Origin of the sequence: Micromonospora sp. DT233 (assembly GCF_049841815.1) — a bacterium.
GTDB lineage: Bacteria > Actinomycetota > Actinomycetes > Mycobacteriales > Micromonosporaceae > Micromonospora.
Genome location: NZ_JBNCLB010000004.1, coordinates 505,700 through 526,608, shown reverse-complemented (window position 1 = coordinate 526,608; position 20,909 = coordinate 505,700). Strand labels below are relative to the sequence as shown.

The 20,909-nt window shown below is 73.4% G+C and carries 18 protein-coding genes; 8 read left to right on the top strand and 10 right to left on the bottom strand.

The features are described from left to right. Positions 1-6 precede the first annotated feature (6 nt). The 3 genes from ngcE (ACLQ2V_RS13470) to ACLQ2V_RS13460 are packed head-to-tail and all read right to left on the bottom strand — an operon-like array spanning position 7 to position 2,712. A complete protein-coding gene (gene ngcE / locus ACLQ2V_RS13470; protein WP_425718768.1) occupies positions 7-1,443 on the bottom strand; it encodes an N-acetylglucosamine/diacetylchitobiose ABC transporter substrate-binding protein in 1,437 nt (478 codons plus the stop codon). Between the two features lie 25 nt (positions 1,444-1,468). Further along, on the bottom strand, positions 1,469-1,780 hold the full coding sequence (locus ACLQ2V_RS13465; protein ID WP_425718767.1) for a hypothetical protein: 312 nt from the start codon (positions 1,778-1,780) through the stop codon (positions 1,469-1,471). Further along, a complete protein-coding gene (locus ACLQ2V_RS13460) occupies positions 1,777-2,712 on the bottom strand; it encodes a MurR/RpiR family transcriptional regulator (protein ID WP_425718766.1) in 936 nt (311 codons plus the stop codon). Before ACLQ2V_RS13460 ends, ACLQ2V_RS13465 begins: the two co-directional genes overlap by 4 nt. 198 nt (positions 2,713-2,910) lie before the next feature. On the opposite strand from ACLQ2V_RS13460, the gene ACLQ2V_RS13455 reads away from it, so the two are divergent. Further along, the gene (locus ACLQ2V_RS13455) at positions 2,911-3,918 is read left to right on the top strand and encodes an N-acetylglucosamine kinase (RefSeq protein ID WP_425718765.1); all 1,008 of its coding nucleotides are present in this window, start codon (positions 2,911-2,913) and stop codon (positions 3,916-3,918) included. On the opposite strand, the gene ACLQ2V_RS13450 is transcribed toward ACLQ2V_RS13455, so the two are convergent. The 3 genes from ACLQ2V_RS13450 to ngcE (ACLQ2V_RS13440) are packed head-to-tail and all read right to left on the bottom strand — an operon-like array spanning position 3,911 to position 7,121. Continuing rightward, entirely contained in the window at positions 3,911-4,807 is an 897-nt protein-coding gene (locus ACLQ2V_RS13450; RefSeq protein WP_425718764.1) for a carbohydrate ABC transporter permease, read from the bottom strand. The genes ACLQ2V_RS13455 and ACLQ2V_RS13450 overlap by 8 nt on opposite strands. Beyond that, positions 4,804-5,712 carry a carbohydrate ABC transporter permease gene (locus ACLQ2V_RS13445; protein ID WP_425718763.1) on the bottom strand — a complete coding sequence of 303 codons (909 nt, stop codon included), beginning with the start codon at positions 5,710-5,712 and terminating at the stop codon, positions 4,804-4,806. Before ACLQ2V_RS13445 ends, ACLQ2V_RS13450 begins: the two co-directional genes overlap by 4 nt. Continuing rightward, positions 5,709-7,121 carry an N-acetylglucosamine/diacetylchitobiose ABC transporter substrate-binding protein gene (ngcE, locus tag ACLQ2V_RS13440; RefSeq protein ID WP_425718762.1) on the bottom strand — a complete coding sequence of 471 codons (1,413 nt, stop codon included), beginning with the start codon at positions 7,119-7,121 and terminating at the stop codon, positions 5,709-5,711. The genes ACLQ2V_RS13445 and ngcE (ACLQ2V_RS13440) overlap by 4 nt, the downstream gene beginning before the upstream one ends. 230 nt (positions 7,122-7,351) lie before the next feature. Here ngcE (ACLQ2V_RS13440) and ACLQ2V_RS13435 point away from each other — a divergent pair, with 230 nt between their 5' ends. Next, entirely contained in the window at positions 7,352-8,332 is a 981-nt protein-coding gene (locus ACLQ2V_RS13435; RefSeq protein ID WP_425718761.1) for a hypothetical protein, read from the top strand. Positions 8,333-8,390: 58 nt separating this feature from the next. Here ACLQ2V_RS13435 and ACLQ2V_RS13430 read toward each other — a convergent pair whose 3' ends face one another. Further along, positions 8,391-9,050, bottom strand: a complete 660-nt coding sequence (locus ACLQ2V_RS13430; protein ID WP_425718760.1) for a Tat pathway signal sequence domain protein — start codon at positions 9,048-9,050, stop codon at positions 8,391-8,393. 473 nt (positions 9,051-9,523) lie between these two features. On the opposite strand from ACLQ2V_RS13430, the gene ACLQ2V_RS13425 reads away from it, so the two are divergent. The 3 genes from ACLQ2V_RS13425 (at position 9,524) to ACLQ2V_RS13415 (ending at position 11,960) form a co-directional block, all read left to right on the top strand. After that, positions 9,524-10,306 (top strand): TetR/AcrR family transcriptional regulator, encoded by a 783-nt coding sequence (locus tag ACLQ2V_RS13425; protein WP_425718759.1) that lies wholly within the window; start codon positions 9,524-9,526, stop codon positions 10,304-10,306. A gap of 222 nt (positions 10,307-10,528) precedes the next feature. Continuing rightward, positions 10,529-11,158 (top strand): DUF6230 family protein, encoded by a 630-nt coding sequence (locus tag ACLQ2V_RS13420; protein ID WP_425718758.1) that lies wholly within the window; start codon positions 10,529-10,531, stop codon positions 11,156-11,158. 1 nt (position 11,159) lies between these two features. Next, positions 11,160-11,960 (top strand): DUF6114 domain-containing protein, encoded by an 801-nt coding sequence (locus ACLQ2V_RS13415; RefSeq protein ID WP_425718757.1) that lies wholly within the window; start codon positions 11,160-11,162, stop codon positions 11,958-11,960. Between the two features lie 76 nt (positions 11,961-12,036). Here the strand turns inward: ACLQ2V_RS13415 and murD are convergent, their stop codons facing one another. Then, on the bottom strand, positions 12,037-13,383 hold the full coding sequence (gene murD, locus ACLQ2V_RS13410; RefSeq protein ID WP_425718756.1) for a UDP-N-acetylmuramoyl-L-alanine--D-glutamate ligase: 1,347 nt from the start codon (positions 13,381-13,383) through the stop codon (positions 12,037-12,039). 87 nt (positions 13,384-13,470) lie between these two features. Between murD and ACLQ2V_RS13405 the strand changes: the two genes are divergently transcribed. After that, positions 13,471-14,820 carry a hypothetical protein gene (locus ACLQ2V_RS13405; protein WP_425718755.1) on the top strand — a complete coding sequence of 450 codons (1,350 nt, stop codon included), beginning with the start codon at positions 13,471-13,473 and terminating at the stop codon, positions 14,818-14,820. 12 nt (positions 14,821-14,832) lie between these two features. On the opposite strand, the gene ACLQ2V_RS13400 is transcribed toward ACLQ2V_RS13405, so the two are convergent. Beyond that, on the bottom strand, positions 14,833-16,653 hold the full coding sequence (locus ACLQ2V_RS13400; RefSeq protein WP_425718754.1) for a PucR family transcriptional regulator: 1,821 nt from the start codon (positions 16,651-16,653) through the stop codon (positions 14,833-14,835). A 107-nt stretch (positions 16,654-16,760) separates the two neighbouring features. After that, the gene (locus tag ACLQ2V_RS13395; RefSeq protein ID WP_425718753.1) at positions 16,761-17,675 is read right to left on the bottom strand and encodes an oxidoreductase; all 915 of its coding nucleotides are present in this window, start codon (positions 17,673-17,675) and stop codon (positions 16,761-16,763) included. 63 nt (positions 17,676-17,738) lie between these two features. On the opposite strand from ACLQ2V_RS13395, the gene ACLQ2V_RS13390 reads away from it, so the two are divergent. Together ACLQ2V_RS13390 and helR are read left to right on the top strand one after the other, a co-directional pair. Further along, positions 17,739-18,320, top strand: a complete 582-nt coding sequence (locus tag ACLQ2V_RS13390) for a TetR/AcrR family transcriptional regulator (RefSeq protein ID WP_425718752.1) — start codon at positions 17,739-17,741, stop codon at positions 18,318-18,320. Between the two features lie 390 nt (positions 18,321-18,710). Then, the gene (helR, locus tag ACLQ2V_RS13385; RefSeq protein WP_425718751.1) at positions 18,711-20,873 is read left to right on the top strand and encodes an RNA polymerase recycling motor ATPase HelR; all 2,163 of its coding nucleotides are present in this window, start codon (positions 18,711-18,713) and stop codon (positions 20,871-20,873) included. Positions 20,874-20,909: the final 36 nt, after the last annotated feature.

The window sequence follows — 20,909 nt, the reverse complement described above, 5'->3', positions numbered from 1 at the left end:
CTCCGATCAGCGCTTGAACTTGGTGACGGAGCTGTCCTTCTTGATCGAGTCGGCGCGCTTCTGCACCCGCTCCACGAAGGCGTCCGCCTTGATCCGACCGAACATCAGCTCGTTGGTGGCGGCGCGGGCCTCGGTGTCGAGCTCCTTGTACCAACCGTCGAAGTAGATGTTGAAGACGTCCTGGCCGGCGGCCTTGAGCGCGGCCTGCGAGCTGGCCACGCCGGGCGGGAAGGCGTAGCCCTCCGAGCCGGCGGTGACCACGGTCGGGGCCTTGACCACCTCGGTGAAGCCCTTCGCGCCGGCGGTGGAGAGCATCTGGCGCATGTACTCCAGCCCGCCGCGCGGGTTCTTGCTCTTGGCCGAGACGAAGTACCCCTCGCCGGCGGTGGCGCGCAGCGCCGTGGCCGGCATCTTGTCCGACGCCGACAGGCTCGGCACCGGCATGAGCTGGTACTCGAAGCCGGCCGGGGTGTCCTTCTTCTGCTCGCCCTCCAGCCAGTCGCCGCTGGGGTAGAAGCCCAGCTTGTACTGGTTCTGCCGCAGCTGCACGTCGGTGTGCTTGAGCCCCTCGAAGCTCTTGTCGACGTACTTCGCGCCGACCTCGGCCCACGCCGCGGCGGCCTGCTTCACGGCGTCCTGCTGCCAGGCGCCGTCCTCCAGGTTGTCGATGTTCTTCAGCACGTCCGGGCCGCCGATCTTGGCGGCGTGGGTCAGGATCACGTTCCACTGGTAGTACGCGGCGTTCGCCCCGGCGTAGCCGTACGGGGTGATGCCGGCGGCCTTGATCTTGTCGAGCAGGGCGATGAACTCGGTCCAGTCCTTTGCCGGGGCCCAGCCCTTGTCCTTGAACAGCTTGCCCGAGTACCACAGGCCGAAGACGGTGGAGACGTAGTAGAGCACGTACGGCTTGCCGTTGAACGAGCCCGCCTCGACGGTGCCGGGGACGACGGTGTCGCGGACCTTCTTGCTCGGGTCGTCGACCGAGGGGGCGTCCCAGAGCTCGGTGAGGTCCTGGAGCTGGCCGTCGGCGACCAGCGAGCCGAAGTCGATCAGCTTCTCGCCGGAGTTGTTGACGAACTCGGGCGGGTTGCCGGAGGCGAAGCGGGGCTGCAGCACGGTGGAGACCGCCTGGGTCGCCTGGTGCTTGACCTCCGCCTTCGGGAACGCCTTTTTGTAGAGCGGCTCGTGCACGTCGGTGGCGTACTTCTCGCCGTAGCCGCCGTTGAAGATGACCACCTCCAGCAGGGCGTCCTCCTTGACGCCGAACGGGTTGGTGGCGCTCTTGGTGCCGGTCTCGGCCTTGGTGTTCTCCTCGTCGGAGCCGCTGGTCGCGCAGGCGCTGAGCAGGCCGGCGGCCGGGGTGACGAGCAGGCCGGCCGCGGCGGCGCGGCCCAGCACGGTGCGCCGGCTCAGCTCGGTCAACTTCTCGGGGGTAACGGACATCGTCGTCTCTCCTTGAGGTGTCGAATCAGGCGGTGCGCCGGAGACGCCCGGCGTACCGCGACTCGAGGGCGAGGTGGTGCGCGTCCCCACCGGGGACGTTGGCCAAGAGGTGAACAGGGGGAACCTCTCCGGCCTGGTGGAACCGTCGTACGACCTCGGCGGTCAGCACCTGCGCCAGCGGCGCCGTGGTGACCGGGGAGACCGCACAGACCGCGCCGCCGCCCTCGAGCGGCAGCAGTGCGTCGCCGTACGGCGCGCCGTGCTCCGGCACGGCGTCGGCGCGCCTTTGGGCGCTGAGCGTGCGATGGCCCCCGTCGTGCTCCTCGGCCCGGCTCACGCGGTCGCCTGCTTCGCGGCCTTGTGTCCGTCGACGGCCTGGGCGGTGCGCAGGAAGGCCGCGTGGGCGCGGTCGTGGGTGCGCTGCGCCACGGCGATGTAGAGCAGGTCGAGCACGACGAGCTGCGGATGCCGGGCGGAGAGCGCGTCCGGGCGGAAGGTGGTGGCCTGGCTGGCGGTGAGCAGCACGACGTCGGCCAGCTCGGCCAGCGGCGAGCGGGGGAAGCCGGTGACGGCGACGGTGGTCGCGCCCCGGCTGCCGGCCTCGGCGAGCATCTCGATGGTCTCCCGGGTCTGCCCGGTGTGCGACACGCCCAGCGCCACGTCGCCGGGGCCGAGCAGCGCGGCGCTGGCCAGCCCCTCGTGCACGTCGCTCCACACCCAGGCGGCCACCCCGATGCGGTGCAGGCTGAACTGCATCTCCGCGCCGACCAGGGCGCTGCCGGAGGCGCCGAAGATGTCGACCCGGCTGGCGCGGGCGATGGCCACCGCCGCCCGCTCCACCTCGGCCAGGTCGAGCAGCGCCGCGGTGTCGTGCATGGCCCGGGTGTCGGCGGCCATGATCTGACCGAGCACCCGTTCCAGGGGGTCGCCGGGCTGGATCTCCCGGCCGATGTCGACGGTCCAGCCGGCGGAGCGGGCCCGGCCGGTCTCGGCGGCGATGCCGAGGCGCAGGTCCGCGTACCCCTCGAAGCCCATCGCCCGGCAGAACCGGGTGATGGTGGCCGGGGAGGTGCCGCTGCGCTCCGCCAGCTCCACGATGGTCGACCGGGCGGCGGCCTCGGGGTCGCTGAGCACGTGCTCGGCGACCCGGCGCAGCGCGCCCGTCAGCTCGCCCGTGCCGGCCCGGACCCGGGCCAGCACGCCCCGGCGGTCGGCGGCGTCGACGTCGACCACGGCGGCCCCGACGGGGACGTGCACCTCGTGATCCATGCGACGCCTTTCGAGAAAGAGTATTAACTGTTAGTGGTAAAAGTTCTTACTAGAGGGCACTTCCTGTCAAGACCGTGGTCGAAGTTTTCAAACTGTTACCTGGTGCACCGTGGTCGATCCGCGGTCCACCCTTGCCCTCCACACCCGCTTCGACCAGCATGAATCGGCAGATCGGCGCGGCACAGGGAGGCCCAACGCATGTCCGACACCGTCGTGGTCGGTCTCGACGTCGGGGGTACGTCCACCCGGGCCGTCGCCCTCGCCCTGACCGGGGAACGCCTCGGCACCGGCCGGGCCGGCGGGGGCAACCCCACCAGCCACGGCGCCGAACGGGCCGCCGACGAGCTTCGCGCGGCCCTGCGCGGGGCACTGTCCGGCGTGGACCCGGACCGGGTGCGGGCCGGCACGATCGGGCTGGCCGGGGCGGGGCGGCTGCTGGCCGACCCGGCCGGGCGCGCGGCGTTCGACCGGGCCTGGCGCGACGCCGGCCTGCGCTGCCCGTACGCGGTGCACGGCGACGCCCTCGTCGCGTACGCCTCGGGCACCGCCGGCCCGCACGGCACCGTGCTCATCGCCGGCACCGGGGCCATCGCCGCGCAGGTGCGCGACCTGCGGCTGGACCGGGTCGCCGACGGGCACGGCTGGCTGCTCGGCGACGCCGGCTCCGGGTTCTGGCTGGGCCGCGAGGCGGTCCGCCGGCTGCTGGCCGACCTGGACGCCGCCCGCGCGCCGGGGCCGCTGGGCCGCCGGGTCCTCGTCGAACTGCTCGGCGACGACCGGGTGGCCCCCCGCCCCCGGGACACCGTGGACGCGCTGATCCAGGCCGTCACCCGCCGCCCGCCGGTGGAGCTGGCCCGGCTCGCGCCGCTGGTGGTCAGCGCCGCCGCGGAGGCCGAGCCGGTCGCCGCCGCGCTGATCGCCGAGGCCGCCGTCCTGCTGGCCGACGGTGCCGCCCGGATCCGCCCGGCCGGCGACGGGGACCCGGTGGTCCTCGGCGGCGGCCTGCTCACCGGCGGGACCCCACTGGCCGCCGCCGTCCGGGCGGAACTGGCCCGGCGCTGGCCGGACGCGCCGCTGCGCACCGCCGGCGACGGGGCCGCCGCGGCGGCCTGGCTCGCCGCCCGCGACCTGCCCGAGGTCACCGACCCGGCGGCCCTGCACGCGCTGCTGGTCCCGCCCCCGACCCGACCGGGCGGGGCTACTTGAGCTGGCCGGCGGTGAGGCCGGACTGGACCTGACGCTGGAAGATCACGTAGACCAGCAGCACCGGCACCACCGCCATGGTGAGGCCCGCGAAGAGCTGGGCGTAGTCGCCGGCGTAGCCCTGGTTGACCGAGAGCGCGGCGAGGCCCTGGGCGAGCATCCACTTGCTCTCGTCGCCCTGCAACAGCACCTGGGGCAGCAGGAACTGGTTCCAGTGGGTGAGGAAGTTGAAGATCGCGACGCTGATCAGACCCGGACGGGCCATCGGCAGCATCACCCGGAAGAAGAGCCGGAAGTGGCCGCAGCCGTCGACCAGCGCCGCCTCCCCGATCGAGCTCGGCAGGGTGCGGAAGAACGCGGTCAGGAAGAAGACCGTGAATGGCAGGGAGTACGCGGAGTAGACCAGGACCAGCCCGGTCCAGGTGCCGAAGAGGCCGGCGCTGCGGACCACGAAGAAGAGCGGCACCAGGGCCAGGAAGACCGGGAACATCAGCCCGCCGACGAAGAGGTAGTAGGCGAGCTGCCGGCCCCGGAACTCGTACCGCGCGAAGACGTACGCGGCGGCGGCCCCCATCACCATGGTGAGGGCGACCGAGCCGGTCACCACCACCGTGCTGTTGAGGAAGTACCGGCCCAGGTGCGCCTGGCTCCAGGCCCGCGCCCAGTTGTCCAGGTGCAGCGCGCCGGGCAGCCCCCACGGGTCGGCGATGATCTCGGCGTTGGTCTTGAACGAGCTCAGCGCCATCCAGAGCAGCGGCAGCACGGTCAGCGCGCCCCAGAAGACCAGGAACCCGTGCGACAGCACGTTGGCCACGCCCCGGTCCTCGCGCATTCCGGCGGGCCGGTCGGTGGTGCCGACCGGCCCGGCCACCGGCTGATCGATAACGGTCATGACAGCTCGATCCGTTCCCGCCGGCTGGCACGCATCGCCAGCACGGCCATCGACAGCGTAAGGAAGAACATCACCACGCCGATCGCCGAGGCGTAGCCGAACTTGGTCTCGCTGCCGAACGCGGTGTCGTAGAGCCGCACGCCGATCACGTCGGTGGAGAAGTTCGGGCCGCCGTTGGTCATCAGCTGCACCAGGATGAAGCCGTCCAGCGCGGCGATGGCCAGGTAGATCCAGGCGACCTGCACGGTGTCCCAGAGCAGCGGAATGGTGATCCGGCGCAGGGTCACCCACCGCGACGCGCCGTCGAGCAGCACCGCCTCGTAGATCTCCTTCGGGATCGACGACATGGCCGCGCCGAAGAGGACCACGTAGAACCCGACGTTGGCCCAGACCATCACCGCCAGCACGCACCAGAACGCCGTACGCGGGTCGCCCAGCCAGGCCGGCGTGGGCAGCCCCACCGCGCCCACGATGCCGTTGAGCAGCCCGCTGCTGGGGTGGTAGACCTCCTTCCAGAGGGCCGCGATGATCACCACCGAGAGCACCTGCGGGAAGAAGTAGACGGTGCGGTAGAACGCGCCGCCGCGTACCCCGGTGACCCCGGCCCGGCCCCGCCGCCCGCCCATGCTGAGCATGGTGGCGAAGAACAACCCGAGCACGATGGTGACCACCGGCACCAGGGCGAGCAGGATCGCGTTGTTCTTGAGCGCGTTCCACACGTAGTCGTCGTGCCACAGCGCCTTGAAGTTGGCCAGTCCCACCGGGTTGGCCTCGGCGGAGTACCCCAGCCAGTCGGTGGTCGCGATCTGGAACGTCTGCAGGTACGGCGACACGACGAACACCACGTAGAGCAGCAGCGGCGGGACCAGGAACGTGATGATCAGGGGGTAGCGGCCGTGCTTCATGCCGACCGCTTGTACTTCTTGATCGAGGTGTCGGCGGCGATCGAGTCGGCGCCCTTCTGGCACTGGTCGAGGAACTCCGCCGGCCCGATCCGGCCGCTGAAGAACTCGCCGCACGCGGCGTCGACGAGGTTGCGCTCCAGCTTGCGGTAGTAGTTGTTGTAGACCCAGTTGAAGCCGTTGTCGCCGGAGGCCTCCAGGGCCTTGACCACGCTGGTCAGCCCGAACGGCAGCTCGACGCCCTCGGTGGCCCCGGCGATCACCGGGAGGCTGGCGACCTTCTTCGTGAAGTCCTGCGCGCCCTTCTTCGACAGCATGGTGCGGAAGTACTCCAGGCCACCGGCGACGTTGCGGGCCTTCGCCGGCACCATGAACGGCTCGCCGGCGGTGCCCCGGACCGCCTCGAAGGGCAGCTTGTCGCCGCCCAGGCTCGGCGTCGGCGCGACGGTCATGTTGAACCCGGCCGGCAGGACCGACTTCTGCTCGTTCTCCAGCCAGGAGCCGCAGGAGATGAAGGCCGCCTTGCCCTGGCACCACGCGGTCTGCGACTGCACGTGGTCCAGGCCGGGCGAGCCGTCCAGGATGAACTTGTCCTTGACGATCTGGTGCCAGGCGTCGGCCGCGGTCCTCATCGCCTCGGACTTCCAGGCGTTCGGCTCCAGGTTGTCGATCGCGAGGGCGACCGAGGGGCCGCCGAACTTGATCGCCGTGGAGATCACCGGCCAGCTCATGTAGCGGGGGTGCTTGCCGGCGTACGTCCAGGGGGCGATGCCCGCGGCCTTGATCTTCTTGCACAGGGCGATGTGGTCGTCCCAGGTCTTCGCGTAGTCCCAGCCCCGGTCGGCGAAGAGCTTGGTGGAGTGCCAGATGCCGTAGACGGTGTAGGTGTAGTTCATCACCAGGAACTTGCCGTCGTACGAGCCGACCTCGACCGTGCCCGGCAGCAGGGTCTCCTTGACGGTCTTGCCGGGGATGTCGAGGCTCGGGGCGGCCAGCAGCTCACCCAGGTCGGCCAGGGCGTTCTGGGAGACCAGGCCGTTGAAGTCGATCTGGCCGGCGCCGGAGTTGTTGACCACGTCCGGCGGGGTGCCGTCGACGAAGCGCGGCTGGAGGGTCTTGCTGATCTCCGCCGTGGCCGAGTGCTTGATCTTCGCCTTGGGGTGGTTGGCGGTGTACATCGCCTCGTGGGCCTTGGCGTAGTCCTCGCCGAAGCCGCCGTTGAAGATCACCACCTCCAGGGGCGCGTCCTCGGCCACCCCGAGCGGGTTCTGCGCGGACTTGGTGCCCTGGTACTTCTTGGTGTCCCCGGAGTCACCGCCCCCGCCGGTGGCGCAGCCGGCCAGCAGGCCGGCGGCGGGGGTGGCCAGCAGGCCGGCGGCGGCGCTGCGCTGAAGGATGTCACGCCTGTTCATGGTGTCTCCTCGGGTCGTGACGGGCGGCCGCCGATGAGGGATGACGGCCCCCGGGCGAGGCATGCTGTCAGTTGTCTTCAGGTATCTAAATATTTCTGAAGAATTTCTACGACAGCGGGGCCGGGACTTCAACCCTCTGCGCCGAACCGTTATCCGTCGCCGTCCGCGCGGCACGCCGGCCCGCGCGCCGGCACCGCCACCGCGACCGCGCCGCCGGTACGATCCGCCGGATGCGGATCCTCCCCGACGTGCCGCTGCCCAGCGGCGAGCCGGGCGTCACCCCGGCGCAGCTCGTCGACGGCATACGTTCCTGGGTGACCTCGGCCCCGCTGCGCGAGCTGGTCGGGCACTTCGGCGGCGAGTGGCCGGCCGGTGACCTGGCGGCGATGCTCGCCGCGCTGGACGACTTCTCCGCCCGGCACTGGGACTTCCGGGGCGGCCGGGAACGCCCGGAGGCCCGGGAGCCGGCCCTCGACGCGGCGACCGCGCGGCTGGTCCTCGCCGGCTCGGCCGCGCTGGGCCTGGTCCGCCCCGTCGCGCCGGCCCGCCCGGCGTACGCGCACCTGGTCGTCCTCGGCGGGTTGGCGCACGCCTGCCTGCGCCGGGTCGCCTACGCCGCGCACCTGCTCCGCGCCGGCCCGGCGGTGACCGGGGAGGTGGCCGTGCTGGGCAGCTTCCGGCCGCTGTCGCCGGCCGAGCTGCGGACGCTGGCCGCCGCGGGGGGCGCCGGCGGCGACACCGAGGTCGACGCCCTCGACGCGGCGGTCCGGCTGGCGTTCGGGGTGGCCGAGCCGGTCGACTCCGACGGGGCCGACGCCGGGCACCCGCACCACTGCTGGTCCTGGCGGACCTACCGGCCGGCGGGGCTGCCCCCGGTGCGGGTGCTCGCCGCCCCGTCCAGCGAGCCGGACCGCCGCCGGGCCCACACCGCCGACACCCAGCGGTTCTGGGCCGAGCACGTGCGCCTCTCCCCCGGCGACGCGGTGCTGACGGTGACCGCCCCGCTCTACGTGCCGTTCCAGCACTGCGACGCGCTGCGCACGCTCGCCGTGCCGTACCGCTGTGGGATCGAGACCGTCGGCGTCGACCCGGCGGTGGCGGACCTGGCCCGGCTGCCCGAGCCGACGCTCACTCCCGGCCGGCACCTGCAGGAGATCCGCTCCGCCCTGCGCTCGATGCGCGCCCTGCACGCCGTGCTCGACGCCGGCTGACGGGCGCACGCGGGCCGGCGCCCGACGGGAGGTCGGACGCCGGCCGTGGGATGCGCGGTCAGCTCACGAAGACGGCCGCACCGCCCTGGGTGGTGTCCTTGACCGGGGCGTACGTCGCGCTGAAGTACGCCGTGCTGAAGCAGGTGCCCGGCCCGGAGGACTTGGTGAGGGTCTGGTTGGTGAAGGTGAGCGAGTTGTTGGTGTTGGACGCCCGACCGGTGAGGCTGCTGGCCCGGTAGACGCAGGTGATGTTGCCGAGCAGGGTGCGCAGCGAGACGGTGCTCTGGATCGACCCGCTGAGGGTGGCCACGCCGGCGCTGGTGACGGAGACGGCGTACGGCAGGTTGTTGACGACCACGCTGTTCACCCCGAGCGTGCCGAGCACGTTCGTGGTGCAGTTGGTGAAGGTCTGCCCGGTCAGGCTCTCGGTGGCCGTCCCCGGCCGGAGCGGGTTGGTCAGCGTCTTGGCGGTGAAGCTGGACGTGCTGCACTTCACGCCGCTGGTGCCGGTGGCCGAGGAGTAGAAGGTGGCGGAGGTGCCGCTCTGCAGGCTGGCCTGCAGCGTGTCCCCGACCGCGACGGCGGCGCCGCTGGTGCTACCGGTGGTGAGGACGTTGGTGGCCAGCGACGGGTCGGCGGCGGCCGGAGTCGCCCCGACGAGGGAGCCGAGCAGGGCGACGGCGGCGAGGCCGACGGCGGCGCGTCCGTACTTGGGCATGGTGGATCCTTTCGATGGTGGTGGAACGGCGATCGACCGGCGGTTCACCACGTCCGGCATCGGGCCGGGCGCGGCCGGGCGACCGCTCACGGGCAGCCTCGGGCGACGCCCTCGGCCGGTTTCCCGCTGCCGGGACGGCCGGCGACGGGTGGGTGCCGCCCGAACCGGGCGACGGTGTGTGGCTCGCAGGTGCGGGCCGGCGGATCGGCGGCGCGAACGCGACACGCCCTCCGACGGCCCCGACCGGTCAGCGACCGGGGCCGGCTGGTGCACTGCGGCGTAGCCGCGTCACCTGCTTCTTTCCGGCCTTGGGGGCGCGCTCGCCGTCAGCGATAATGACGACCATCGAGCCCTCCCTCGAGCTGCGCGGCGCGGCCATCCAGCAAAGATGACCATGGGTTATCTTGCGAGAACTGAACGTGATTGAAGTTATAAACCCCCGAGAGTCCTAAAGTCAACATTCAGGAAGGTCGATGGGAATGTGGATCGCTCCGCACCTGGCGTCCGACCCGACGCCGCTGCCGGGAGCCCGCCTCGGGCGCGATCCCGAGCGGGCGATCAAGCGCGGCCCGCGCCGGCTGTCGGCCGAGGCGGTCGCGGCGACCCAGCGCGACCGGCTCTTCGACGGGCTCGTCCACGAGGTCGCGGCCCACGGCTACGACAATGCGCGGGTCACCGACATCTGCCGCGCGGCCGGGGTGACCCGCCCCGCCTTCTACGCCCTCTTCGCCGGCAAGGAGGACGCCTTCCTGGCCACCTACCGGCACGGCACCGCCGTGCTGCTCCGGCTCATGGACGAGGCGTACCAGCAGGCGGGGCCGGAGTGGACCGACGCCGCGCGGGCCGCCCTGCGGACGCTGCTGGAGGTGCTGGCCAGCGTGCCCGGCTTCGCCCGGATGGCGCTGGTCGAGATCGACGCCGCCGGCCCGGCCGCGCGGCGCGAGCGCGATCTGCTGCTCGCGGAGTTCCACCGGTTCTTCCCGCCGACCCGACGCCGCGCACCGCTCTCCGACGCCGACGAGGAACTGCTGGTCACGGCGGTGGTCGGCGGGATACACACCACCGTGCGGCAGCGGGTCGCCCAGGGCCGCGCCACCGAGCTGCCCCAGCTCCTGCCGGTCCTGACGTACGCCATCACGGCCCCGTTCCTCGGCCCGGCCGCCGCCGGGCGGGCCGCCCACACCGTCGAGGCCGACGCCACCCCCGGCGTGACCGCGCCCTGCGCGGCCGACCCGGTGCTCCCACCCCGGCCCTGAGTCGCGCCGAGGCGATCAAAAACCGCCGCGGTTTTTCACTATAGGCAACAATTCGCAGATCGACCGGATTCGCTGGTGTTCGGAGTTGACCCGGCCTTTACCCGGCGGTAACTTCGCGGTGCACCGGCCCCATGACGCCCTGTGCGGGAACATCCGATCCTGCCGCGGTCCGCGGCGCTGCTCGCATAGTCGCGGATGACTCGATCTCGAAGAGGAGACATCATGTCCGACGACACCATATCCACCGAGCCGACCCCGCCCCGCAGTGGTGTGCGCTGGCGGCGCTTCGCGGCCAGCTTCGCGGCCGTCGGGGCCGGCGCCGCCGCAATGGTGGCGCTGACCGCCCAGGGCGTGCTCGGCGTGCAGTTCGCGATCTCCGGAATGCCCTTCGTGATCACCGCCGACAAGCTCGACGGGACCGGCTTCGAGCAGTTCGCCACGCTCGACAACATGATCGAGGACAGCCCCAACGCGGGCGAGACGGGCGGCCAGGTGGTCGTGATCGTCTCGGCGATCGACAAGGCCGAGCTGACCAATCTCTGCCAGAGCATCAACCTCGGCGGCATGTACATGAAGCTCACCGCCGGCAGCGGCGGCAAGCCGGTGGCGGCCCGCACCCTGATCGTGGACTCGGACGAGATCGCCGGTAACGCCTCGTTCAAGAACATCGACATCGGCCAGGACGCCAGCACCCTGGACAAGGTCCCCGGCGTCGCGGGCAACCCCGGCGTCTTCGGCCAGCAGGCGGACACGGTGGTCATCAACAACCTGCGGCAGAACAACTACGCGACCACGGCGGCGGTCTTCACCCTGCCGAACCTGCGGATGCGGTTCACCGACGAAGGGTGCTGAGATGACCGACGCTGGCACGGCGCGCCCGGCCGCCGTGGACGGCACCGCACCGACCATCGGCGCGGCGGGCACGGCCGGCGACGGCTTGGCTCGCCGGGCCGACGCGGACGGCACGGCCCGCCCGGCCGACGCGGACGGCACGGCGCGCAGTGGTCGGGCCGGTGGGCGGTGGCGGGCCTGGCGGCGCAGCCGCCCCTTCTGGGGCGGGCTCCTGGTCGTCCTCGGCGCCGTGGAGATGCTCGTGACGCTGCGCGCCCCGCTGCCGGTGATCCTGCACGTCGGGCCGCAGGGGTTGGCCGGGTACCTGGTGCCGGTGATCCTGCTGCTCTGCGGGGTGCTGCTGGTGGCCCAGCCGGCCCAGCGGGTCTTCTACGCGTTGATCTCCCTGGTGCTCGCCCTGGCCTCCTGGCTGACCTCGAACATGGGCGGGTTCGTCGTCGGGATGCTGCTCGCCCTGGTGGGCGGCTGCCTGGCGTTCGCCTGGACCCCGGTCAAGCCGCCCCGCACCGCTCGGCAGGCGGCAACCGACCCCGCGACCGACGCGGACGCCGGCCCGGTTCCCGACACGGACGCCGGCCCGGCCCCCGGCGCGGTCGTCGGCACCGCGCCGGGGAACGACGCCACCGCCGAGCAGAACCCGTATTCGAGGTCGGCCCCGCAGGCGGACTGGGTGGCCTCCTCCCAGCCGTCGCACCTGGGCACCACCCGCCACCCCACCAGCACCGCCCCGCACCACGGCACGACGCCCACCCCATACACCGACGAGGACGGTCGCCACCGGCGACTGACCGACCAGACCTAGCCAACCCGCAACGGGAGATCTTGGAAGCGACCGGCCCCTCCAGGGGCCAGAATCTTCCAAGATCTCCCCCGGGGGCCTAGCGGGCGGTGTCCCGGATCGCGTCGGCGTACACCTCGGAGCGGTGTTCGAAGTTGCGGAACCGGCCGTAGCTCGGCGCGGCCGGCGAGAGCAGCACCACCCCGCCGGCCGGGGTGACCTCGCGGGCCCGGCGCACCGCCGCGACCAGGTCCTCCACCACCTCGGTACGCACCTTCGGCAGCCCGTCCAGCGCCGCGACGATCCGCTCCCCGCTGTCGGGCACCCCGAGCACCGTCAGCTCCCGCTCGGCCAGGTGCGCGCGCAGCGGCGTGTAGTCCAGCCCCCGGTCCGCGCCCCCGACGATCACCGTCAACGGCCGCCCCTCGTACGCGTCGATCGCGTGCATCGCCGCGTACGGGCTGGTGGCCAGGGTGTCGTCGACGAAGGTCAGGCCGGACGGGTCGGCGATCTCGGTGAGCCGGTGGGCCAGCCCCTGGAACTCGGCGACCGCCACGGCGAGGGTGTCCCGGCGGGCCACCACGTCCACGCCGAGGGCGTCGAGCACGGCGAGGGCGACGCAGAGGTTGCCCTCGTTGTGCCGCCCGACCAGGGGCAGCACCGCGCGGGGGAAGAGCGGCCGGTCGCCGAGGTGGAACCAGGGCATGCCGTCCGGGCCGGCGGCCACCACGGTCGTGTCGGGGGTGCCGGCGCGCACGACCGGCCGGTCGCCCAGCTCGGCGGCGAGCCTCGGGTCGGCCCCGTTGACCACGATCGTCTGCGGCCCGTGCGCCAGCAGGTTGAGCTTGTCGCGGTAGTACTCCCGCTCGCCGCCGTGGGCGTCCAGGTGCTCGGGGAAGAGCGAGGTCACCACCGCCACCCGGGGCGAGACGGTCAGGTCGGAGCACTGGTAGCTGGAGAGTTCCAGCACGTACAGCTCGGCCTCCGGCAGGTCCAGCAGCGGCACCCCGATGTTGCCGCCGAAGACGTTGGGCCGCTCGACGGCGGCCAGCAGGTGGCTGATCAGGCTGGACGTGGTCGACTTGCCCTTGCTGCCGGTCACCCCGACGGTGCGCGCCGCGTGGTCGGCCATCCACAGCGCGCTGCCCTGGGTGACGGTGACGCCCCGGCGGCGCAGCTCGACCATCCACGGGTGGGTGTTCGGCACCCCGGGCGAGCGGACCACCACGTCGGCGGCGGCCAACCGGGCGAAGCCCTCCGCCCCGGTGACCAGCGGGGCCGCCTCGGCCAGCGGCCCCTCCCAGGCCAGGGCCAGGTGGTTGGCGCTGTCGTCGACGGCGACCAGGTCGGCCGGGCCGTGCGCGGCGACGGCGGTCACCGCCGCCCGGCCCTCCCGGCCGGTACCCCAGACGGCGACGGAACGTCCGCGCAGGTCAGACAGGCGCACAGCTGATCTCCTCCAGGGTGGGGCCGGGCGGCGGGCCGGTGCGACACAGCCGGACACGGCCGGACGAACCAGGGCCTAGTATGGCGTGTGCCCAACGATCAGCTCCGGCGGATGGACGCCTTCACCTTCCCGTCCTACTCGTTCGACCTCGCCACCGGCGAGGCGTTGTTCGACTACGCCCTCACCGGGCCCGACGGCGAGCAGCGCTTCACCGAGGTGATCACCCTGCCGCTGCCGGCCGAGCCGCCGTCGGACGCCACGGTCGCCACCCTGGGCCGGGTCCTGGAGCTGCTGCACGTCGTCGCCGGGGTCAGCTACTACAAGGCCGCCGCCCCGCCCCGGCTGGTGCTGCCGGCGCCGCTGGGCCCGGCCGCCGCCGAGCTGGTCACCGCCGTCTACACCTTGGGCCTCGCCGAGTACGCCTACCGCAACCAGCTCCCGCACGTGCTGGAGCTGACCCCGCAGCTCCCCGCCGGCACGGTCACCCCCGCCCGCGAGTACGACAACTCTCACCTGCGGCCCCTGTCGGCCGTCGGCGGCGGCAAGGACTCCATCGTCAGCCTGGAGGCGCTGCGCCGCGCCGGCCTCGACCCGGTGCCCTTCTCGGTGAACCCGAACCACGTCATCGTCTCGGTCAACGAGGCCTCCGGGCTGGCCCCGCTGGCCGCCCGGCGGCGGATCGACCCGGTGCTGTTCGACCTCAACGCCGCAGGGGCGCGCAACGGCCACATCCCGGTCACCGCGATCAACTCGCTGATCGCGGTCGCCACGGCGGTGCTCAACGGGCTCGGCCCGGTGGTGATGTCCAACGAGCGCTCCGCGTCCGACCCGAACCTGCTCTGGAACGGCCACGAGATCAACCACCAGTGGTCCAAGGGGGTGGAGGCGGAGGGGCTGCTGCGGGCGGCGCTGGCCGAGCACGCGGGGCTGACCGAGCCGTACTTCTCGTTGCTGCGCTCGCTGTCGGAGCTGCACATCGCCCGGCTCTTCGCCGCCTTCGACCGCTACGACGACGTGGTGACCAGCTGCAACGCCGCGTTCAAGCTGCGCGACGCCAGCGCCCGGTGGTGCCGGGACTGCCCCAAGTGCCGCTTCGTCTTCCTGGCCATGGCCCCGTTCATGCCCCGCGAGCGGGTCACCCACATCTTCGGCGGCGACCTGCTGGCCGACGAGTCGCAGATCCCCGGCTACCGGGAGCTGCTCGGCGTGGACGGGCACAAGCCGTTCGAGTGCGTCGGCGAGGTCGAGGAGTCGGTGGTGGCGCTCAGCCTGCTGGCCGAGCAGGAGCAGTGGCGCGACGCCCCGGTGGTGCGCGCCCTGGTCGACGCGGTCCCGCAGAGCGCCTGGTCGGCGGCGGCGTCCTCGGACGTCTTCACCCCGGGCGGCCCCCACCACGTCCCCGCCCCGTACGCCAAGGCGCTGGCCGCGCTGGGCTGAGCCGGGCGCCGGTCAGGGGGTCCGCACGGCGTCCAGCGCCAGCAGGGCCACGTGCAGGGAGAGGCACGCCTCCACCGAGTCGAGGTCGGCGTCGAGGATGCGGGCGATGCGGGCCAGCCGCTCGTAGAAGGCGGGCCGGGACAGGTGCGCCGCAGCGGCCCCCGCCGACTTGTTGCGGCCCTGCTCCAGGTACGCCCGCAGGGTGCCGAGCAGCTGGTCGCGGGGGTGCCGGGCCTCGTACGACAGCAGTGCGCCCAGCTCGCGCTCGACGAACGTCTGCAACCGTGGCTCGTCGCGCAGCAGGTGCAGCAGGCCGGCCAGCCCGACGTGCGGCAGCCGGAAGATCGGCAGGTCCCGGCGGTCCCGGCGGGCCGCCTCGGCGACCTGCCGCGCCTCGATCAGCGAGCGGCGGGCCTCCCGCAGGGTGCCCACCCCGCAGCCGGCCGCGACGATCACCGCACCGGGCGCAACGGCCCGGGGCAGCGCGGGCGCGGCCGTCGCACCGGGGCCACCGGCTCCGGCGGCGCCGCCGTAGGCGCTCGGCCGGGCGGGGACGGCGGCGGGCGGGCGCGGCGGCAGGGCGTCCAGCCGGTCGCGGCGCAGCGCGGTGGCGAACCCGGTCAACGCCCGCTCCTCGGCCGCCGGGTCGGGCAGGGCCAGCAGCACGCCGACGGCCTGATCGTCGACGACGCTGCTCAGCCCGGTCAGCTTCGCCTCGCGCAGGGCCTGCCCGACCGCCTCGGCAAGGTCCCGCAGCCGGGCCGGGCCGGCCTCCGGGTCGACCGGGCCCGACTCCCCCGGCCCGCCCCCGTCGTCGGCCCGGTAGCGCACCACCACGCCGACCAGGTGCCGCCGTTCCAGTGCCACGCCGAGCGCCCGAGCCCGCAGGGCCACCTCGTCCACCGGGCGGGAGTGGTCCAGCAGGGCGGTGAGCAGGGTCCGGTGGATCTGCCGTTCCAGCCCCTCCGCGTCGCGCCGGATCAGCCGGCCCAGCGCGAGCGTGGACGCGGCCCGCTCGATCAGGATGGTCAGCCGGGTCGGTGGCCCGCCCGGCGCGGCGTGGGCCGACGCCGACCCCCGGCCGGGGGCGGCCAGCTCCCCGGCCGCCGGCCAGCGCAGCAGCAGCCGCCCCCAGTCCTGCCCCCGGGCCCCGACCGTGGTCACCAACCAGCCGCTGCCCGGGTCGTACGCGGTCCGCCCGGCCGGGTTGATCCGCCGCGAGTGCTGTTCCCAGCCGTCCAGCAGCAGCTCCGCGCTCTCGCCCGCCGGGTCGTACGCGAGCACCTGCCGGGACAGGTTCTCCAGCACCAGCGGGCATCCGGCCAGCTCGGCGGCCTGCCGGATTACCTCCGCCGGGCCGGCGTCCTCGACCGAGAGGTCGGTGAAGCGCTGGTGGATCTCCTCGGTCGCCCGCAGCTCGGTGAGCTGGGCGTCGACGATGAGCGCGTGCACGGCCTCGGTGACCCGCACGAACGGGGTGGCCCGGCGCAGCTCGGCCAGCGGCAGACCGCGCCGCTCGGCGGCGGCGGCCATCACCCGGGGCACCTCGCTGTCGTACCGGCGGCCCAGCTCCACCACCAGCCCGGAGACCCCGACGTCGGCCAGCGCGCCGATGAAGGCCCGCAGGCCGGCGTCGTCGCCGGGCAGGCCGATGCCGGTGGTGAGCACCAGCTCGCCCCCGCGCAGCAGGGTGGCGATGTCCGGCACCTCGGCCACGTGCACCCAGCGCACCGGACGGTCCAGGCCGGACTTCCCGGCGACCAGGCGGGGCGCGCCGTGGCGGACCGGAGCGAGGGCGAGAACCTCACGGACGGTAGGGAACACGGGCGACACGCTACCGTCCGTGACCTGAAAGCTGAATGGCCGATCGTGTAGTCGCGCGATCGCGCCCGGTCGATGCAGCGCCCGGCAGGCTCTGCCAAGGTTGCCGCTGTTCCCGGCTACGAGCCGGAGTGCTCCTGGGGCGCCGCGGGGCGGATCGGGAAGGTCGCGCCGGTGAGCTGCTCGGAGACCGTCCACAGGCGGCGGGCCACCGCACCGTCGCGGGCCGCCGCCGACCGGCCGACGAGCTTCGGCGCGCCGCGCCCCTCCAGGAATCCGCCCGGGCCGGCGTAGCTGTTGCCCGGGATGTCGGCCACGGCCGCGTACAGGGTGGGGAGTGCGCCGTCCTCGTCGCTCTGCGCGAGCAGGGTCACGAAGCGGCGCGGGATCGCCGCGGCCACCGACCGGCGGTCCTGCGGCCGCAGAATGTTCGTGGCGGCCATCCCCGGGTGCGCGGCGGTCGCCAGCACCGGCGAGCCGACCTCGGTGAGCCGGCGTTGCAGCTCGGCGGTGAAGAGCAGGTTGGCGAGCTTGGACTGCGCGTAGGCCGGCATCCTCCGGTGGCGGCGGCGCTCCCAGTTGAGGTCGTCGAAGTCGATCGAGCCGATCCGGTGGGCCGAGGACGAGACGGTGACCACGCGTCCCCGGATCCGGGGCAGCAGCAGGTTGGTCAGCGCGAAGTGGCCCAGGTGGTTGGTGCCGAACTGCAGCTCGAAGCCGTCGACGGTGCGGCCGGGCGGCGTCATCATCACGCCCGCGTTGTTGATCAGCAGGTCCACCGGCTCGTCCAGGGCGGCGGCGAACTCGCGGACCGAGGAGAGGTCGGCGAGGTCGAGCCGGCGGACCTGGGTGTCGCCGGTCATCGTGGCGGCGGCCGCGCGGCCCCGGTCGAGGTCGCGGACGGCCAGCACGGTCCGCGCGCCCCGGGCGGCGACCGTGCGGGCGGTGACGCGGCCGAGGCCGCTGTTGGCACCGGTGACGACGACGGTACGCCCGGTGAGGTCCGGCACGTCGGCGAACGTGAATGTAGGCATGGGCAACAATGTAGCCGCCGCAAACAATGTGGTCAACGCCGACCGCCCGTTACGATCCGGACCGTGCCCTACCACCACGGACAGCTCCGTGCGGCCCTGCTCGCCGCCGCCGAGCGCAGCCTGCGCGAGCAGGGCGCCGACCAGCTCTCCCTGCGCGAGCTGGCCCGCCAGCTCGGCGTCAGCCACGCCGCGCCGCGCCGCCACTTCCCGGACCGGCAGGCGCTGCTCGACGCCCTGGCCGAGGCCGGCTTCGCTCGCCTCGACGCGGAACTGCGGGCGGCGTACGACGACGCGGGCGACGCCTTCCTGCCGCGCCTGCGGGCCACCGTGGCGGCGTACCTCCGCTTCGCCACCGAGGACGCGGCGCTGCTCGAGCTGATGTTCAGCGGCAAGCACCGCCCCGGCGCCGACCACCTGATGGCGGCGGCCCGCCCGACGTTCGAGTTCCTGCACCAGCTGATCCTCGAGGGGCAGGCGGCGGGGGCGCTCACCGCCGGGGACCCCGAACGGGTGGGAATCATCCTCTTCGCCACCATGCAGGGCATCGCCACCCTGATAAATGGCGACATCGTCCGGGGCGACCTGCTCGACGGCCTCGTGGAGAGCGCGGTGGAGCAGTTCGTCCGGGGGGCCCGCCCCGCGTAGCGATTCCCGCCAGGGGCGCGACGGGCGGGCGGGCATGGCGCGAGTGGGCGGGCATCGGCGCGAGTCGGCGGCCCAAAAGGGGAGAACAAGCTCCTGCCCTTTCTAACGTATATCGCACCCGGGGTCTTGCGGCAAGGCCCCGGTCGTGCCGCAGAATCGCTGGCCGAGGCCAGGAACTGCGAAAACGGGAGCCGTGCAAATGCGAGATCTCTTGTCGGCATACGACTCGCCCGGGGACGTCGAATCGCTTCCCGTGCGCGCGCGCCGCGCCGGACGAGACGTACGCGAAACGGGCCGCCGACGACGGCGCACCGGTCGGCCGCCCGGCACCCGCCCCGAGGACGGCAACGGGCCGCTGGTCGTACGCGATCTGTGGGCGGAGCCGCGGCCGTGACCGCCCCGACCACCGGCGTCTTCGACCTGCCCGAACGGCTCGCCCCCAAGGCCGACCCGGCGCTGATCGCCCGCGACGAGGAGCACTTCGCGGCCATCGCGGCGAGCCTCGCGCAGGCCGGCGCCGACCTGACCGACCGCCTCGACGCCGCGCGCCGGGCGCCCGGCGGCAAGGGCCGGCAGGCGGTGGACCGCGACGAGGAGGTACGCCGGCTGAGCGCTCGCCTGCGCGCGCTGAGCCGCTTCGGGGTGGATCTCTGCATCGGGCGGATGGTCGGCGCGGACGACCCCGAGCCCGTCTACGTCGGGCGACGCGGCCTCGCCGACAGCGCGGGTCGCCGGCTGTTGCTCGACTGGCGCTCCCCCGCCGCCGAGCCGTTCTTCGGTGCGACCCACGCCAACCCGATGGGGCTGGCCAGCCGCCGCAGGTACCGCTGGACGTTGGGCCGGATCAGCGACTATTGGGACGAGGTCTTCGCCGCCGACGGCTTCGAGGGGCATGCCGCGCTCGACGACCAGTCCGCCTTCGTCGCCAGCCTGGGCGGCAGCCGTTCGGGGCGGATGCGCGACGTGCTCGGCACGATCCAGGCCGACCAGGACGCCATCATCCGGGCGGGGTCGCGCGGCGCGCTCGTCGTCGACGGCGGTCCGGGCACGGGCAAGACCGTCGTCGCCCTGCACCGCACCGCCTACCTGCTCTACTCCGACCCGCGCCTGGACCAGCGCCGGGGCGGGGTGCTCTTCGTCGGCCCGCACCAGCCCTACCTGGCGTACGTCGCCGACGTGCTGCCCAGCCTCGGCGAGGACGAGGTGCAGACGTGCACCCTGCGGGACCTCGTCGCCGAGGGGGCGGCGGCGGGTGCCGAGGCCGACCCGGAGGTGGCCCGGCTGAAGTCCGCCGCGCGCCTGGTGCAGGCGGTCGAGGCGGCCGTCCGCTTCTACGAGGAGCCGCCGGCCACGGCGCTGACGGTCGCCACCGACGAGGCCGACATCCGGGTGGGCGTCGACGACTGGGCCGAGGCGTTCGCGGCGGCGGAGCCGGGCACCCCACACAACGAGGCGCGCGACCAGGTCTGGGCGGAACTGCTCACCATCCTGCTGGAGAAGTACGACGGCGACGAGCCGGAGGACTCGGTGCGCCGGTCGCTGCTGCGCAACCGGGAGCTGCGTACGGCCTTCAACCGGGCGTGGCCGCTGCTGGAGGCGGCCGACCTGGTGGGCGACCTCTGGTCGGTCCCCGCCTACCTGCGCCGGTGCGCGCCCTGGCTGAGCCGGGACGAGGTGCGCCGGCTACAGCGCGCCGACGCCCAGGCGTGGACGGTCTCCGACCTGCCGTTCCTCGACGCGGCCCGGCAGCGCCTCGGCGATCCGGAGGCGGCGGGGCGGCGGCGTCGGCAGGAGGCCGTCGCGGTCACCGAGCGGGCGCGGATGGCCACGGTCCTCGACGAGCTGATCGAGGCCAACGCCTACGACGACGGCGAGGGGCTGCTGACGATGCTGCGCCAGCAGGACCTGCGCGACGTGCTGGTCGACCAGTCGGTGCTGCCCGACGCCGGCCCGGACCTGCTGGCCGGCCCGTTCGCGCACGTCGTGGTGGACGAGGCGCAGGAGCTGACCGACGCGCAGTGGCAGATGCTGCTGCTGCGCTGCCCGTCGCGGAGCTTCACGATCGTCGGGGACCGCGCCCAGGCCCGGCACGGGTTCACCGAGTCGTGGCGGGAGCGGCTGGAGCGCGTCGGGCTCGACCGGATCGAGCTGGCGTCGCTGAGCATCAACTACCGCACCCCGGAGGAGGTCATGGCCGAGGCCGAGCCGGTGATCCGGGCGGCGCTCCCCGACGCCAACGTGCCGACCTCGATCCGCCGCGGCGGGGTACCCGTCCGGCACGGATCGGCGGCGGAGCTGGGGTCGATCCTCGACGGCTGGCTCGCCGCGCACGCCGAGGGGACGGCCTGCGTCATCGGCGACCCCACGTTCCGGGCTACGGCGCGGGTCCGGTCGCTGACCCCGGAGCTGGCGAAGGGGCTGGAGTTCGACCTGGTCGTCCTCGTCGACCCGGAGCGCTTCGGCACGGGCATCCAGGGCGCGGTGGACCGCTACGTCGCGATGACCCGCGCGACCGGGCAACTCGTCGTCCTCACCGGCGGCCCGGACGCCTGACCGTGGCTCAGGCCGGGTCGTCGCGGCCCACCCGGC